This window comes from Micromonospora sp. NPDC048947, from assembly GCF_040649495.1.
Lineage (GTDB): Bacteria > Actinomycetota > Actinomycetes > Mycobacteriales > Micromonosporaceae > Micromonospora > Micromonospora alfalfae.
The window spans coordinates 99,738-115,037 of the sequence record NZ_JBEZFO010000019.1; the positions used below are offsets into that span (position 1 = coordinate 99,738).

Annotated in this window: 16 protein-coding genes; 6 read left to right on the forward strand and 10 right to left on the reverse strand. The window is 71.8% G+C overall.

Annotated features, from left to right (window positions below; genetic code table 11):
* Positions 1–8 precede the first annotated feature (8 nt).
* Positions 9–674: a DUF4097 family beta strand repeat-containing protein gene (locus tag AB0B98_RS25225; protein WP_357365759.1), complete on the reverse strand. Its 666-nt coding sequence runs from the start codon at positions 672–674 to the stop codon at positions 9–11.
* Positions 675–916: 242 nt separating this feature from the next.
* On the opposite strand from AB0B98_RS25225, the gene AB0B98_RS25230 reads away from it, so the two are divergent.
* Complete coding sequence (locus AB0B98_RS25230) at positions 917–1,681, forward strand: helix-turn-helix domain-containing protein (protein WP_357365761.1); 765 nt, start codon at positions 917–919, stop codon at positions 1,679–1,681.
* Positions 1,682–1,776: 95 nt separating this feature from the next.
* On the opposite strand, the gene AB0B98_RS25235 is transcribed toward AB0B98_RS25230, so the two are convergent.
* The 4 genes from AB0B98_RS25235 to AB0B98_RS25250 form a co-directional block, all read right to left on the reverse strand.
* Entirely contained in the window at positions 1,777–2,286 is a 510-nt protein-coding gene (locus AB0B98_RS25235) for a hypothetical protein (protein WP_357365763.1), read from the reverse strand.
* A gap of 96 nt (positions 2,287–2,382) precedes the next feature.
* Positions 2,383–3,666 carry an MFS transporter gene (locus tag AB0B98_RS25240; protein ID WP_357365765.1) on the reverse strand — a complete coding sequence of 428 codons (1,284 nt, stop codon included), beginning with the start codon at positions 3,664–3,666 and terminating at the stop codon, positions 2,383–2,385.
* 72 nt (positions 3,667–3,738) lie between these two features.
* Positions 3,739–4,188 (reverse strand): MarR family transcriptional regulator, encoded by a 450-nt coding sequence (locus AB0B98_RS25245; protein WP_030486369.1) that lies wholly within the window; start codon positions 4,186–4,188, stop codon positions 3,739–3,741.
* Positions 4,189–4,302: 114 nt separating this feature from the next.
* A complete protein-coding gene (locus AB0B98_RS25250; protein ID WP_238668885.1) occupies positions 4,303–5,781 on the reverse strand; it encodes an NCS2 family permease in 1,479 nt (492 codons plus the stop codon).
* Positions 5,782–5,869: 88 nt separating this feature from the next.
* Between AB0B98_RS25250 and AB0B98_RS25255 the strand changes: the two genes are divergently transcribed.
* Positions 5,870–6,115, forward strand: a complete 246-nt coding sequence (locus tag AB0B98_RS25255) for a DUF2530 domain-containing protein (RefSeq protein WP_091395273.1) — start codon at positions 5,870–5,872, stop codon at positions 6,113–6,115.
* 36 nt (positions 6,116–6,151) lie between these two features.
* Here the strand turns inward: AB0B98_RS25255 and AB0B98_RS25260 are convergent, their stop codons facing one another.
* Positions 6,152–6,991 carry a DUF3027 domain-containing protein gene (locus AB0B98_RS25260; RefSeq protein WP_238668884.1) on the reverse strand — a complete coding sequence of 280 codons (840 nt, stop codon included), beginning with the start codon at positions 6,989–6,991 and terminating at the stop codon, positions 6,152–6,154.
* An 88-nt stretch (positions 6,992–7,079) separates the two neighbouring features.
* On the opposite strand from AB0B98_RS25260, the gene AB0B98_RS25265 reads away from it, so the two are divergent.
* Both AB0B98_RS25265 and AB0B98_RS25270 read left to right on the forward strand, forming a co-directional pair.
* Positions 7,080–8,681 (forward strand): MFS transporter, encoded by a 1,602-nt coding sequence (locus AB0B98_RS25265; RefSeq protein ID WP_357365767.1) that lies wholly within the window; start codon positions 7,080–7,082, stop codon positions 8,679–8,681.
* A complete protein-coding gene (locus AB0B98_RS25270; RefSeq protein WP_357365769.1) occupies positions 8,678–9,328 on the forward strand; it encodes a futalosine hydrolase in 651 nt (216 codons plus the stop codon). The genes AB0B98_RS25265 and AB0B98_RS25270 overlap by 4 nt, the downstream gene beginning before the upstream one ends.
* Before the next feature lie 12 nt (positions 9,329–9,340).
* Here AB0B98_RS25270 and AB0B98_RS25275 read toward each other — a convergent pair whose 3' ends face one another.
* The gene (locus AB0B98_RS25275) at positions 9,341–10,210 is read right to left on the reverse strand and encodes a helix-turn-helix transcriptional regulator (RefSeq protein ID WP_357365771.1); all 870 of its coding nucleotides are present in this window, start codon (positions 10,208–10,210) and stop codon (positions 9,341–9,343) included.
* Positions 10,211–10,545: 335 nt separating this feature from the next.
* On the opposite strand from AB0B98_RS25275, the gene AB0B98_RS25280 reads away from it, so the two are divergent.
* Entirely contained in the window at positions 10,546–11,394 is an 849-nt protein-coding gene (locus AB0B98_RS25280; RefSeq protein ID WP_357365773.1) for a 1,4-dihydroxy-6-naphthoate synthase, read from the forward strand.
* Here the strand turns inward: AB0B98_RS25280 and AB0B98_RS25285 are convergent.
* Both AB0B98_RS25285 and AB0B98_RS25290 read right to left on the reverse strand, forming a co-directional pair.
* Positions 11,355–11,741: a cold shock domain-containing protein gene (locus AB0B98_RS25285; RefSeq protein WP_030329652.1), complete on the reverse strand. Its 387-nt coding sequence runs from the start codon at positions 11,739–11,741 to the stop codon at positions 11,355–11,357. The genes AB0B98_RS25280 and AB0B98_RS25285 overlap by 40 nt on opposite strands.
* A 27-nt stretch (positions 11,742–11,768) precedes the next feature.
* Positions 11,769–12,392 (reverse strand): HAD hydrolase-like protein, encoded by a 624-nt coding sequence (locus tag AB0B98_RS25290; protein ID WP_357365774.1) that lies wholly within the window; start codon positions 12,390–12,392, stop codon positions 11,769–11,771.
* A gap of 83 nt (positions 12,393–12,475) precedes the next feature.
* Here AB0B98_RS25290 and AB0B98_RS25295 point away from each other — a divergent pair, with 83 nt between their 5' ends.
* Positions 12,476–14,959, forward strand: a complete 2,484-nt coding sequence (locus AB0B98_RS25295; protein WP_357365776.1) for a helicase-associated domain-containing protein — start codon at positions 12,476–12,478, stop codon at positions 14,957–14,959.
* A gap of 26 nt (positions 14,960–14,985) precedes the next feature.
* Here the strand turns inward: AB0B98_RS25295 and AB0B98_RS25300 are convergent, their stop codons facing one another.
* Positions 14,986–15,222 carry a hypothetical protein gene (locus AB0B98_RS25300; RefSeq protein ID WP_091395293.1) on the reverse strand — a complete coding sequence of 79 codons (237 nt, stop codon included), beginning with the start codon at positions 15,220–15,222 and terminating at the stop codon, positions 14,986–14,988.
* Positions 15,223–15,300: the final 78 nt, after the last annotated feature.

Below are 15,300 nucleotides of genomic sequence, written 5' to 3' on the forward strand. Positions count from 1 at the left end.
CGTCCTTTTCAGAGGCTGCGGGCGTTGATGTCGCCGTGCAGGGTGCTGGCGTGGATGTCCAGCTCGACGGTGCCGTCGTTCTTGAGAGCGTTGCTGACGCGGCCGTGGCCGGTGCCGGCGTCCAGGGCGGCCGAGACGCCGGTCGCCGCCGCGACCGAGATGTCGCCGGACTGGGTACGGAGGACGACGGTGCCGCGGGTGGCCTCGGCGACGGTGACGTCACCCCGGGCGGTGCTGATCTCGGCGGGGCCGTTGAGTCGGCCGACCTCGACGTCGCCGTCGATCGCGGTGAGGCGAACACTCGCGGCCTCGTCAATCTTGATGTTCCGGTACGCCCCGTCGAAGGCGACGTCGCCGAGGCGGCCGACGCCGCGAAGTTCGGCGCTGGCGGCCCTGCCCTCGACGTGGGAGTCGGCGGGCACCCGGACGGTGACCTCGAGGGAGCCGGAGGGGCCGAAGAGCTTGTTGGCGGGACGTGCGGTGGTGATTCGCAGGACGCCGTCGGCGTAGGCGACGGTGGTCTGCTCGGCGGCCCTCGTGTCGCTGCTCTTGGCGGGGTCGGCCGGGAGGACCTCGACTGTGGTGTCGGCGCGGTCTGCCGCGATGAGTTGGATGCGTCCGGCGGGGATGTCCAGGACGGCGGAGATGGGGGCGGGTGTGTCGAACGTCTGCATCGTGCTCTCCCAGGTTCGCGCTTTGTTTCTGATATGGGAAACGCTACGTTGCTTTCCAGATTGCGCAACCAGCTTGTTGCAGCAGATCAGCGTTTTGACTGCTCAAGCTCTTGAGATTGTTGCAACGAGCCTGAATCTAATGCAACGCTCACCATCGCTTTCGTTGCATTGATGTGCGGGTTAACGCTATGGTGACGGCGTCGGGGGGCCGCTGCCCCACGGGGACCACGAGGGAGATCGCGATGCCGGGAGGCAGACTCAGCCAGCAGGAACGCCAGCAGATCGCGCTGGGGCTGGCCGACAGCCTCCCCTACGCCGAGATCGCCCGACGCCTCGACCGTCCCACCTCGACCGTCACGCGTGAGGTGATGCGCAACGGCGGTCCCACCGGCTACCGCGCCGATCTGGCCCACCACGCGACCGAGCGCCGCGCCCACCGGCGCAAGCCCGTCCCCTCCCGTGGGGCCGAGGCGGCCCGTCGATCAGACGGACGCGACGACCAGGCCGTGGCCGACTACGAGGAGGCGTTCACCGCCGTCCTCATGGCCTCCGGTCTGAACAGGATGGGGGCCCGGGTGTTGACCAGACTGTTCCTCACCGACTCGGGCAGCCTCACCGCGTCCGAGCTCGCCCAACGCCTCCAGGTCAGCCCGGCGTCGATCTCCAAGGCGATCACCTTCCTGGAGAGCCAGAGCCTCGTCCGCCGCGAACGCGACGAACGCCGACGCGACCGCTACGTCGTCGACGACGAGCTCTTCTACCAGGCGACGATCGCCAGCGCTCGGGCCAACGACCATCTCGTCGTGATCGCACGCCAGGGCGTCGCCCTCCTCGGCGCGCACACCCCCGCCGCCGCCCGCCTGGAGAACATCGCCCGCTTCCTCGACTTCATCAGCGAGAGCATCACCCGCGCCGCCGACCAGGCCCGCGAGCTTCTCCGCAGCAGGCCTTCCACAGCGATCAGCGACGTGCCGCCGGGCAGCGACCAGGCGGCGATCCGCTCGTAACACGGTCGGCCGCTGAGGCGGCTGCGCACCAGCAGCAGGCCCGATGCGACCACCAGGGGCGGAGCGCGACGAAGAGTCGCACAACGTGCGGCCGCTCAGCGGTGCCGCTGCCGAAGCCCGGCCCGAGCCGCCGGAAGGGCCAGCCCGGCGGCGTGCAGCACGCCCTCCACCCGGACCCGCTCGATCTCCTGATCGACGCCCTCCAGCTCGGCGAGGTGCTCGGCGATGCCGAGGGCACGGCAGGCGAGGCGAAGCCTGTCGTCGTACGCCTGGAGCAACGCGCTGTGCCAGACCATCGAGCGACCGCCGCCGCCGACCCGCTGACCGCCGAGACGGCGCAGGTCGGCGGCGAGCTGCTCCAGCGGCCGGCGGTCAACGCTGTCGAACTCGCTGAGGTCGATGTCCCGGGTCAGGGCGTCGGCCTCGATGGCACGGTCGAGCTTGGCGATCGTGCGCCTCTCCCGTCGGCGCTCACGCCACTCGGACCAGCCGCAGACCACCCGGTCGACGATCTCGTCGTAGCAGAAGATCAGGGCGAACGCCGCCGGCAGAGTGGCCACGGCGAGGAACGCCAGGGCCAGCATCAGCGCGCGTCCGACTCCCACCCATCGACGCTAAGCCCCACCGTGCCACCCCGCCAGCGGTTTGGCCGCATCCGCGCAATCCGCGCAACCGGACGCGGCCGGCGCCGGTGGTAAACCTCAGCAGTCGGTGGAGGTGACGTAGAAACGAGGCATCGGCAGCACCCGGAAACGCAGCCGGGCACCGGAGTGGCGCAACTGCCAGGTGAGGGCGATCAGCGCGGCTGTCAGCGAGATGAGCCCACCCATCCAGATGCTGGCACCGGCACCGTAGTGCTCCGCGACCCAGCCGATCAGCGGCGCGCCGACCGGGTTGGTGCCCAGGAACACCAGCACCCACAGGGCCATCACCCGTCCCCGGAAGGCCGCGTCGACGCCCATCTGGATCCGCTGGTTGGCGGCCTGGGCGAAGAAGACCATGCAGAAGCCGGTCGGCACCAGGAGCGCCACCACCAGCCAGTACGCGGTGGAGAGGCCGACCAAGGTGCCGAAGCTGGCGCAGGCGATCGCCGCGCCGAGCACCAGCCACACCGACGGGCGGCTACGGCGACCGGTGCCGCTGAGCGCGCCGCCGAGCGCGCCGACGGCCAGCGCAGTGCTGAACAGGCCGAAGGAGGCGGCGCCGGTGTGGAAGACCGTCTTCGCCAACGCGGCCAGGGTGAGCTGGAAGTTGAACAGCGACATGCCGACCACCGACATGATCGCCATCGGCAGCAGCAGGTCGGGGCGGCGCCACACGTACCGCAGGCCGTCGACGACCCGGGCGGACGCCCGCTCGTCGCGGGGCAGCAGGGCGTCGCGGTGCAGCTCGGTCGTACGCATCCGGACGACGTTGACCAGGGGCGCGACCGAACTGAGGGCGGTGAAGAGGAAGACCGGGCCGACGTCGAACGCGGCGATGGCCAGGCCGGCCACGGCCGGTCCGACGATCCGGGCGGAGTTGAACACGGCGGCGTTCAGCGACAGCGCGTTGGGCAGCAGCGGCGTGCCGACCAGTTCGGAGACGAACGCCTGCCGGACCGGGGTCTCCACGGCGTTGGCGGTGCCGAGCAGCGCGGCGAAGGCGAAGACGTGCCAGAGCTGCACCAGGTCGGTGAGGACCAGCATCGCCATGCCGAGTGCCAGCAGGCTCCAGAAGGCGTTGGCGGCGAAGAGCAGCACCCGCTTGTCGTACCGGTCGGCGAGCCGACCGGAGAGCAGGGTGAGCAGCAGCACCGGGGTGAACTGGCAGGCGGTGACCACACCGAGCGCGGTCGCCGAGTTGTTGGAGAGCTCGAGGACGAGCCAGTCCTGGGCGATGAACATCATCCAGACGCCGATCAACTTGATCAGCTGCCCGGATGCGAAGAGGCGGTAGTTGCGGACCTGTAGGGACTGGAACATCGTGCTCAGCTTCGCCTGCACTCTTGGTGCGCCTCCTCCGGACGTACGCGTCATCGACACGTGACGGCACGGACCCGGTGGCGCGGGTGCGGCTCAGGCGCGAGCGAGCTGCTGAAGAATCTCGGCGGCCCTCTGCAGGGTCTCCCGTTCGTCCTCGTCGAGCGCAGCCAGCCGGTGGGCCAGCCATTCGTCGCGGGCCCGCTCGAACTGGTCGAGCACGGCCTGCCCTCCTTCGGTCGCCGCGAGGATGACCTGCCGCCCGTCGGTCGGATGGGGTGTCCGCCGCACGAGGCCGCGGTCCTCCAACTTCCCGACGATCTTGGTCATCGTCGGCGGCTGCACCCGCTCCACGTCGGCCAGTTCCCGGGGTGTCATCGCGCCCGCCAGCCGCAGGCTGGTGAGCGCGGAGACCTGGGTGACCGTGAGGTCGCCGACCGGCCGGGCCTGTCGGACCCGCCGGTTGAGTCGGGTGATCGCATCACGCAGCTGGGGAGCCAGCTGCGCCGGTGGCACGCGTTCCGCCGTCACCGTCCGCTCCGTCACAGTAGTTAGCTTAACTAATGAGCATGGCTAACGACATCCGTTATGACCAGGCTCACGAGGGGATTCAGATGGTACGGGCGGGGAGTCACGATCGACTCCCCGCCCGGACGTGGCTCAGAGCACCACTGACTCGATCGGCCCACGCAGGAAGTACAGCACGAAGAGCACTGCCACCCCGTACAGCAACGGGTGGATCTCCCGGGCCTTGCCCCGCGCCAGCTTGACGACCACGAAGGTGATCAGACCAGCGCCGATCCCGTTGGAGATCGAGTAGGTGAACGGCATCAGCACGATGGTGAGGAACGCCGGAATGGCGATCTCGTAGTCGGACCAGTCGATCGTCCGCACCGCTGTCATCATCAGGAACCCGACCACCACCAGGGCCGTCGACGCCGCCTCGAACGGCACGATCACCACCAGCGGCGCCAGGAACATCGCGAGCAGGAAGAGCACGCCGGTGACCAGGTTGGCCACGCCGGTCCGCGCACCCTCCGCGACACCGGCAGCGCTCTCGATGTACGACGTGTTGCTGGAGGTGCTGGCCGCACCGCCGGCCGCAGCCGCGATCGAGTCGACAAGCAGGATCTCCTTGGCCTTCGGCGGGGTGCCCTGCTCGTCGAGCAGGCCGCCCTCCTGGCCGACCGCGACCATGGTGCCCATGGTGTCGAAGAAGTCCGTGATCAGCAGCGTGAAGATGAACATCAGCACGACCAGCCAACCGGCCCGGCCCCACGAGTCCAGCACGTTGAACTTGCCGAGCAGCGACAGGTCCGGCAGGTCGACCACCGACTTCGGCAGCTCCGGCACGTTCAGCGACCAGCCCTTCGGGTTGGGCTGACCGTTGACGAACGACGGGCCGATGTTGCCGATGGCCTCCACGATCACCGCGAGCACCGTCGAGGCGAGGATGCCGATCAGGATCGCGCCCTTCACCCGACGGACCACCAGCACCAGCGTGATCAGCAGGCCCACCACGAAGACCAGCATCGGCCAGCTCACCAGCTTGCCGCCGATGCCCAGGCCGACTGGAACGGTGGTGTTGGCATCATCCGGGATGCGCCGCACGAAGCCGGCGTCCACCAGGCCGATGATGGTCAGGAACAGACCGATGCCGACCCCGATCGCGCTCTTCATCTGGGTCGGCACCGAGCGGAACACAGCGGTCCGCAGACCGGTCAGCACCAGCACCGCGATGATCAGACCCTCGATCACCACCAGACCCATCGCGTCTGCCCAGGTCATCTCGGGGGCGATCTCGTACGCCACCAGGGCGTTGACACCCAGACCGGCGGCGAGCGCCAGCGGGAACCGGCCGACCACACCCATCAGGATGGTCATCAGGCCGGCGACCAGCGCGGTCGCGGCAGCCAACGCGGGAATCGGAAGGCTCTTGCCGTCACCGTCGACGGCGCCGCCCAGGATCAGCGGGTTGAGCACCACGATGTACGCCATCGTGAAGAAGGTCGCCAGGCCACCGCGTACCTCACGGCTCAACGTCGAGCCACGGGCGGAGATCTCGAAGAACCGGTCGAAACCGTTACGCGGATGAGCGGGGTTGGGAGGTGTGCCGTTCTCGGGCGGCGCTACGGCCATCAGGTCCTCGCAGGTGATCTTCCAGTTGTCGCGCGCATCGTCCCAGATCGTCGGTGGGCAGGGGAAGTAGATCCCGTACGCTTGCCGAATGCCGAACGAGCAGCCACCGCGGCCCGCACCACTGGATCCGCCGATGGTGCCGTTCGCCCTCGCCGGGCTGATCGCGTGGGCGGTCGCCGGACTGGTCCTGCTGATCTTCTTCAGGGGTTGGCTGACCGACCACGGTCACCAGAACTGGCTCTGGACCTGCCTCGCCGGTTTCCTGTGGGGTTTCCCGGGCCTCGCCGTGATGATGCGGCACGACGCCAACCGCCGACGCCGTCGCGCGAGGTGAGCCGACCTCCGCGCCGGAGCACTCCGGCGCGGACGATCAGGAGTGCCCGTACGGCTCCGCCGGCTCAGCCGCCTCCACCGAGCCCGGCGCCCGGCTGACCGACATGGCCTCCACCGCGCTGTCGTCGTACACCGTGGGCAGCTCGTCGACAGCGGTCTCGGCCGCCTCGATCAACGTCTCGGAGTGGGCGCCGCAACCGTGGTCGGCGCTCACCACCCGGCCGTCGTCGGGGGCGTAGAAGTTGCCGCACGCCCCGAATGCCTGCCGCATCGCACCGGCCAGCGGCAGGTAGAAGCCGCAGGTGCCGCAGCGGGCGGCGGACGGAGCGGCGGACGAGATGGCCGCGGCGGGGCCGTGGTCACCTTCGTACCAGCGCTGCGCCGTGTCGATGCGGCCCTCCCGGGAGAGCACGCGGGCGCGCCCGAGGCCCAACTCCCATGCCGTCTCCTCGACCGCCGGGTCGTCGGAGAGCAGGTAACCGGGGACCAGCCGATCGTCGTCGGGCGAGGTCGGGAGCAGGTCACCCGGCCCCAGGTCGCCCGGCTTGAGTCGCTCCTGCCAGGGCAGCCAACCGGGTGCGAGCAGCGCGTCCGGGCCGGGCAGCAACACCGTCTCGCAGATGGTCACCGTCTTGCTGCGCGGCACCCGTGTGACGGTGACCGCCCAGCGCCAGCCGTTGTAGCCGGCGAGGCGACATTCGAAGTAGTGGGTGACCAGCCGGTCGCCCTCGGCAACGACCTGCAGGTGGTCGCCGACATCGTCGGCGTCCACCTCGGTGATGCCGGCGCGGGCCACCTCGACGGCGGCGGCGCAGACCTGGTCGAGACGGGCGGCACGGGTGGAGGCGGGCCTGGTCACCCGACCATTGTTCCCCATGCGCCTCGCAGGGGTGACAGGGACTCCCGGGGAACCTTTCCCAGCGGTGGTGCGGCGTACCCGGATCAGATGGGCGAGGATGGTGCACATGCCGTCGTACTCCCGCTCCGGGCGATCCGTCCTCGGGCGGACCGTCGGCACCGGCATTCGCGCCATCCGTCTGCTGTTGCGCGGTTCGGTGGGCAGCGGCCGCTGGGTGACCCGCCGGGCCGGTCGGGCCCGCGCCCGGGGCGCCGGCGGCGAGGTCGGCATGGTTCGCCTGTTCGACCTGCACGCGCTCTCCTGCGCCGGTGACACCCTGATCGCCATCGGTCTGGCCGGCACGATCTTCTTCAACGTGCCGCTCGGCGAGGCCCGCAGCAAGGTGGCGCTCTACCTGCTGGTCACCATGGTGCCGTTCGCGATGCTCGCCCCGGTGGTGGGCCCGCTGCTGGATCACTTCCGGCACGGCCGGCGCTACGCCCTGGCGGCGACGATGCTCGGCCGCGCCTTCCTGGCCTGGTTGATCTCCGACTACATCCACGGCTTCGGGCTCTACCCGGCCGCGTTCGGGGTGCTCGCGCTCTCCCGGGCGTACGGCGTGGCCCGCTCCGCGGCGGTGCCCCGGTTGCTGCCGGAAGGGCTCGGCCTGTCCCAGGTGGGTGCCCGGGCCAGCGTCTACGGCACTGTCGCGGGTGCGCTGGTGGCGCCGATCGGGTTGGCCGCGTTCTGGTTCGGGCCGCAGTGGCCGCTGAGGGTCGCGTCGGTGATCTTCCTGGTCGGCATGGTGATCTCCCTGCGGCTTCCGCCGAAGGCCGACTCGGAGCCACCGGAGCGGGTCCCCCGGCCACTGCGGGCGCTGGGCCGCCGCCGTGGCGACCGGCCGCTGGGCCGGGGCCGACCGTCCGGCCGGCTGGTGATCGCCACCCTGATCGGCGCGGCGACGCTACGCGCGCTCTACGGCTTCCTGCTGCTCTTCCTCGCCTTCGCGATCAAGAAGGGCGACCTGACCACAGTGGTGTTCGGCCGGGATCTGGGCGCCGAGTGGGCGTTGGGCGTGGTCGGCGGCGCGCTGGCGGTCGGCACCTTCCTGGCCACCGCCATCGGCACCCGACTACGCATCCACCGGCCGACCGCCATCCAGTCCAGCAGCATGATCATCGTGGCCGGGGTGGCGGTGCTCGCCGTCATCCAGTTCTCGCTGCTGATGGTCGCCCTGCTCTGCCTGGTCGCCGCGCTGGCCAGCGGGGTAGCGAAGCTGGCGGTGGACGCCTCGATCCAGGAGCGCATCCCGGAACGGTTGCGGGCCAGTTCCTTCGCCCACTCCGAGACGGTGTTGATGCTCGCCTTCGTGGCCGGCGGCGGGCTAGGGCTGGTGCCGTTCGATGGCCGGATGGGCATCGCCGTGGCCGCCGGGGTCGGCGTACTGGCCGCGATCCGGGGTGTGCTGGCCGCCACCCGGCTGCGCGGCGAGAAGCTGGCCGGCCGGCCGCTCGGCGACGACGAACTGACCGAGGACGAGCCGGCGGACGAGCCCGGGGACCCCACACCAACCTCACCGGCGCCGGCCCAGACCAGCTCGCCGCAGTACGACGACCCGAGCCTCGCCCCGCCGGGCTACCACATCTACCGCCCGTCGTCGGCCGTTGGCGGCCCGGGTGGCGGGGCCGACGATGAAACCCGCCGGGAGTCCCCCGGCTCAGTCTCGTGACCGGTCTGCTGGTGGTGACGGCGGTTCCAGCCGAGGCGGACGCGGTCCGCGCCGGGCTGACCGACCCCACGGTGACAGTCACCCCGATCGGTGTGGGTCCGGCCGTCGCCGGCGCCGCCACGGCCCGGCTGCTGGCGCTGGCAGAGGCCGCCGGCCGCCCGTACCGTGCGGTGGTCAGCGCCGGCGTGGCCGGCGGCTTCACCGGGCGGGCCGAGGTCGGCGACACGGTGCTCGGCACCGCCAGCATCGCCGCGGACCTGGGCGCGGAGTCGCCCGACGGCTTCATCCCGGTCGCCGAGCTGGGCATGCCGCCCGCGCTGCTCGGTGCGGGCAGCAGGGTGCCGGCGGACCCGGGCCTGCTGGCGGCACTGCGAGCCGCCCTCCCGACGGCCACGGCCGGGCCGGTGCTCACTGTCAGCACCGTCACCGGCACCACGGCCAGCACCGACGAGCTGCGCCGGAGGCATCCGGAGGCGGTCGCCGAAGCCATGGAGGGGTACGGCGTGGCGGTCGCCGCGGCGCAGGCCGGGGTGCCCTTCGCCGAGCTGCGCACCATCTCCAACCCGATCGGCCCCCGCGACCGGGACGCGTGGCGGCTGCGCGAAGCCCTCGCCGCCCTGACCGCGGCGGCCCCGGCACTGCGCTGAGTCAGCCGAGGCTCAGAGGAACCAGCGCTTGCCCGGAGGGCCCAGGCGCAGTGCGGCCGGACGGCGCCCCTCGATCTCGAAGCCGCACGCCAGTAGCAGTTCGGTGCCGAAGCCCTCGGCGATCGCCGCCGCATCGTCGATGCCCGCCCCACGCATCTCGGTGATCAGTGCAGTGACCAGCCGACGCCCCAGCCCCAAACGCCGATATCGGGCATTGACGAGCACGCCGTCGAGCACCATCTCCCGCTCCGGCAGGCCCGGATGCCACTCCCCGAACTCCAGGAACGGGCTGCGCTCATGGGCCCGCAGTTCACCGACCAGCTTCCCGTCGGGAAGCTCGGCAACGTACCGCCAGGACGTGGCCGGCAGGTCGTCGGCGAGCACCCGGCGCACCCGCGCGGTCCGTTGCACCTCGGCACCCCACCGTCGGTTGTCGCGATAGCGCCGGTTCAGCTCGTACGCGGCCGGTGACAGCGGAAGTGGATACCGCTCGGGAGGCAACCGGTACCACTCCGCCCACCAGGCGCCGGGCCAGTCCCGAGGTTCGTGGACCGGCCACACGTCCAGGTGAGCCGGGTATCGGCGGCCTGCCTCGTCCCGCATGTCGTCGTGCGGAACCGGCACGGGCTCGGCGAAGCCGGAGATGGATGCCGGGACGCCGATGGCCAACTGCCCACCCGCTGCCTGCACGAGGCGTTCCACTGTCCGGAATCGGGGATCGATCGCCCGCCCCGACTCGATCCGGGCCAGCGTCGGCTGTGGCACCCCGGACTTCTCGGCCAACTGTCGCTGACTCAGATCGGCCCGTCGACGCAACGCACGGAGCGCCTGCCCGAGATCGGCTCCGCCGGCCTCGTCGGTGTTGTCACTCGCCTCGGTCACAGGCCGATGGTCCCGGCTGGTCAGTGCGCGATCAACACCCCCGCGTCGGGCTGTGGACAACGCTGTGGACAACCGCTCGGCTCGGTGGACGACCTACTCTCCCGCGAGCCCCGTGAGAGCCGACGCCGGGCGATTCGTTTATGGCATCAGCTCCAAAGGGAGACCTGGGCAGGTGCTGGACCCGGCCGGGTCGGTCGTTCCCACGCGTCCCTTCCACCCGGCGAGGCTTCCGCCGGGTTCGTGCCGCCGCCTCGCTCCGACTCGGAACACCGCTGCGGATCACAGTCGTGGGGTGGGCACTGACCCCGGGCGGAGGGCGGGGCTACCGTGAGGGTGTGGCGCTCTCCCTGGCTATCTCGCCCTGCCCCAACGACACGTTCGTCTTCCACGCGCTGGTGCACGGGCAGGTGCCCGGCGCGCCGCCGGTCGAGGTGACGTACGCCGACGTGGACGTCACGAACACGGCGGCCGAGCGGGGCGCGTTCGACCTGGTGAAGGTGAGCTTCGCGGCGCTGCCGTGGCTGCTCGACGACTACCACCTGCTGCCCTGTGGCGGCGCCCTCGGTCGCGGTTGCGGTCCGCTGGTGCTCACCCGGGGCGACAGTGACGGCGGGCCGGACCGCACCGACCTGACCGGTGCGACGGTGGCGGTGCCGGGTGACCGGACCACCGCGTACCTGCTGTTCCGGCTCTGGTCGGCCGGGCGGCCACCGGCCCGGATCGAGGTGGTTCCGTTCCACGAGATCATGCCGGGCGTGGCGGCTGGGCGCTACGACGCTGGGCTGGTCATCCACGAGGCCCGGTTCACCTACCACCGGCACGGCCTGAGCGCCCTTGTCGACCTCGGCGAATGGTGGGAGGCCGACACCGGTCTGCCCATCCCCCTCGGCGCGATCCTGGCCCGACGCGGGGCGGTCGACCCGGAGGCCGCGGCCGGCTGGGTCCGCGAGTCGGTCCGGCAGGCCTGGGCGGACCCGGCGGCCAGCCGGGAGTACGTGCTGTCGCACGCCCAGGAGATGGAGCTCGACGTGGTCGACCGGCACATCGGCCTCTACGTCAACGAGTTCACAGCGGACCTGGGCGAGGCCGGTTTCGCCGCGGTGGCGGCACTGCTCGACCGGGCCGCCACCGCCGGCCTGGTGCCTCAGACCTCCAGCTCGCGGGCCACCGCGTGGACCAGCTGAGCGATCTTCTGCGCGGCCTTCCTGTCCGGGTATCGACCCCGGCGCAGGTCCGGCTGGACCTTCGCCTCCAGCACCTTGATCATGTCTTCGACCAGGCCGTGCAGCTCCTCGGCCGGCCGACGGCGTAGCTCTGCCATCGACGGCGGCGCGTCCAGCAGCTTGACCCCCATGGCCTGCGCGCCCCGGCGGCTGTCCACCACGCTGAAGTCGACCCGCTGGCCACCCTTGAGGTCGGTGACACCCGCCGGCAGCGCCCCCTTGGGCAGGAACACGTCGCCGCCCTCGTCACTCGTGACGAAGCCGTATCCCTTGGCCGTGTCGTACCACTTCACTCGACCCGTAGGCACCTGAAAACCCCTGCTTCACTTGAGCCGCTACTGCTCCAAGGCTAGCTGGATCATCCCGTCGAGCGCCGCTGGGAATTCGGTGAGCTCGTCCAGCACCACTTCCGCCCCGGCCGCGCGCAGCTCGTCGGCGGAGCACGGGCCGGTCGCCACAGCGATGCCGGGCACCCCGGCCGCCGCCGCCGCCACCATGTCCGCGACATGGTCACCGACGTAGTGGGTGGCGCCGTGCTCCCGCAGAGCTGTCGCCTTCTGCTCGGCGAACAGGTCGCCGGCCAGCTCGTCGACAGTGAGACCGAGGTGGTCCAGGTGCAACCGGGCCAGCCGACCGATCTTGGATGTGACGACCAGCACCCGGCCACCCCGCGCACGGATCGCCTCGACGGCCTCCCGCGCGCCGGGCAGCAGGAGCGTCGGGGTGATCGCGTACGCCGGGTAGAGCTCGCGATACACCCGCACGGCCGACTCGACCTGCTCCGGCGGGAACCAGTGCGCGATCTCGGTACGCAGCGGTGGCCCGAGCCGGGACACCGCCAGTTCGGCATCGACCGGCACACCGGTCCTCGCGGTCAGCGCCCGGTACGTCGCGGCGATGCCGGGGCGGGAGTCCACCAGGGTCATGTCGAGGTCGAATCCGACGGTCAGTGCGGGCATGTCGAGAAACGTACCGGCTACTCCCGGTCGACCGGACGTCCGAGGGGCGCGGAAGCCCGGTGCCGGGCTAGCGTGGAAAGACGATGACCACCTCACTCGCCGACCACCTGCGGTCGCTGCCCGACGAGTCACTGGCCGCGCTCCTCCAGCTGCGGCCCGACCTCGTCGTGCCCGTGCCGGCCGACGTCTCCGCCCTGGCCATCCGGGCCCAGTCCCGGGTCTCCGTGGCCCGCGCGCTGGACGGTCTGGACCAGTTCACCCTCCAGATCCTCGACGCCGCCCGGCTCACCCGGAATCCGGACGACGCCACCACCGCCACCGACACCGTGCTCGCGATGGCGACCTCCGGGCCGCAACCGCCGGCTCCGACGGCCGTCCGGGCCGCCGTGGGCCGACTGCGTGCGCTCTTCCTGCTGTACGGCCCGGAGCACGCGCTCCAGGTGCTGCCCGCCGTCGACGAGGTCTCCCCGTACCCCGCTGGGCTCGGCCGACCAGCCGCGGAGCTGGACCCGCGCACTGCCGCGCTCTGCGCGGACCCGGCGAAGCTCCGACGGACGGTGCTCGCCGCCCCACCCTCGGCCCGGGCGATCCTGGACCGGTTGGCGGCCGGCCCGCCGGTGGGCAGCGTGCCGCCGGGGGCGTTGCAGGCGCCCCCGCTCGGCGCGGCGGACCCGGTCCTCACCGACCCGACCAACGGGGGCGCCCCGACCGGCTCCCCGGTGCGGTGGCTCGTCGACAACCGACTGCTGGTCCCAGCGACGACAGGCTCGTCCACGGCCAGCGGAACTGTGGAGCTGCCCCGCGAGGTCGGCCTGCTGCTGCGCCGCGACAGCGGCCCCCTCGGGCCGCTGCGTACCAGCCCACCGCCGGTGGCCGCCGCGCCGCGCGAGCCGAAAGCTGTCGACTCGGCCGGTGCCGGCCAGACCATGGAGGTGGTCCGAAACACCGAAGGGCTGCTGGAGCAGCTCGCCGACGAGCCCGCGCCGGTGCTGCGTTCGGGTGGCATCGGTGTACGGGACCTGCGCCGGTTGGCGCGTACCGGCGGGCTGGACGAACCCACCACGGCGCTGCTGCTGGAGGTGGCGTACGCGGCGGGGCTCCTCGGTGAGCTGGAGATGCCCGGTGCGACCACCGGCCGGTACGGGGCGGATCAGCAGGTGCTGCCGACCGGCGGGTACGAGGTGTGGCGGGCCGCCTCGCTGGCCCAACGGTGGGAGCAGCTCGCCCGAGCGTGGCTGACCATGACCCGGCAGGTGGGGCTGGTGGGCCGCCGTGACGAGCGGGACCGGCCGATCACTGTGCTCTCCGCCGAGGCCGAGCGGGCCGGCGTGCCGGCCACCCGACGGGCGGTGCTCGGCGTACTCGCCGATCTGGAGCCGGCGACGGCACCCACCCCGCAGGAGGTGCAGGAGCTGCTGGACTGGCGGGCCCCGCGTCGCAGCCGGGGCCGGGACGCCGCCCACCGGGAGGTGCTGGCCGAGGCCGCACAGCTGGGCGTGACAGGGCTGGGGGCGCTCACCTCGTACGGTCGGCTGCTGCTGGGGGACCTGACGTCGACCGACGAGCGGGGTGACGACCCGCTGGGCGTGCACGCCGACGTCGAGAGCGGCGAGCCGTCCGGTGCCGCACGGGCATTGGACGCGCTGCTGCCCGCACCGGTCGACCACTTCCTGGTGCAGGCCGACCTGACAGTGGTGGTGCCCGGCCCACCCGAACCGGCGCTCGCCGTCGAGTTGGAGGCGATGACCGAGCTCGAATCGGCCGGCGGGGCCAGTGTGCACCGTGTCACCACGGCGAGCGTGCGGCGGGCCCTGGATTCCGGCTACACGGCCGACGACCTGCACGACGTGTTCCGGCGTCGGTCACGTACCCCGGTGCCACAGGGGCTCACCTACCTGATCGACGACGTGGCCCGTAAGCACGGCGGGCTGCGGGTCGGCCTGGCCGGGGCGTACCTGCGCAGCGACGACGAGACGCTGATCAGCGAGGTGTTGGCCGACCGGCGGTTGGAGTCGTTGGCGCTGCGCCGGCTCGCGCCGACGGTGCTGTGTACGCAGTACCAGGTTGGTCGGCTGCTGGGCGCGCTGCGCGACGCGGGGTACGCCCCGGTGCAGGAGGACGGCACCGGCAGCACGGTGCTGACCCGGCCGCGAATCCGGCGGGCCCCGCCCCGGGTGTCGGTGACCACCAGGACGATCGACCCGCTGGCCGCCCCGAAGCTGCCCATGCCCCGGCTGCTCGGCGTGGTGGAGCACATCCGGCGAGGCGACGCGGCGGCGCGGGCCGCCCGACGGGCACCGGCGGTGGTACGCGGCGGCGCGCCAGGGCTGGGCGGCGGCCCGGTGCCGGCGCACACCCACAGCGAGGCCCTGGCGGTGCTCCAGCAGGCGGTCCGGGACAAGGCGCTGGTCTGGGTCGGTTACGTCGACGCGCACGGGGCGACGGCGTCACGCCTGCTCAAGCCGGTCTCGATCGGTGCCGGCTATCTGCGGGCCGAGGACGAACGGACCGAGATGCTGCACACGTTCGCGCTGCACCGGATCACCGCGGCGGTGGTGGCGGACTGACCGGCGGCTACCACGGGCGCCGTCGGTCAGCGGCGGCTGCGGCGTACGGTGCCGACCACCGAGATGATCAGCAGCAGCGCGAAGCCGGCGCCGGCGGATTCCCCGACCGAGTCGACGAAGCCCTGCTGGAGCACCAGCCAGCCGAAGAGGAACCACCCGAGGAGGAGCGTCGCCGCGACGGCGTACGCGATCACAGTCGCTCGGGACACCTCGTCGGGTGGTGCGTGCTCGTGCTCCGCGATCACGTCACGGTCGACCGTCATGCCCAGCCTCCCCGCCCGGTCCGGCCCTGGACTCCAAGGGTGACACTCGTTGGTCCGGTCGGACAGGGGGTTACCGCC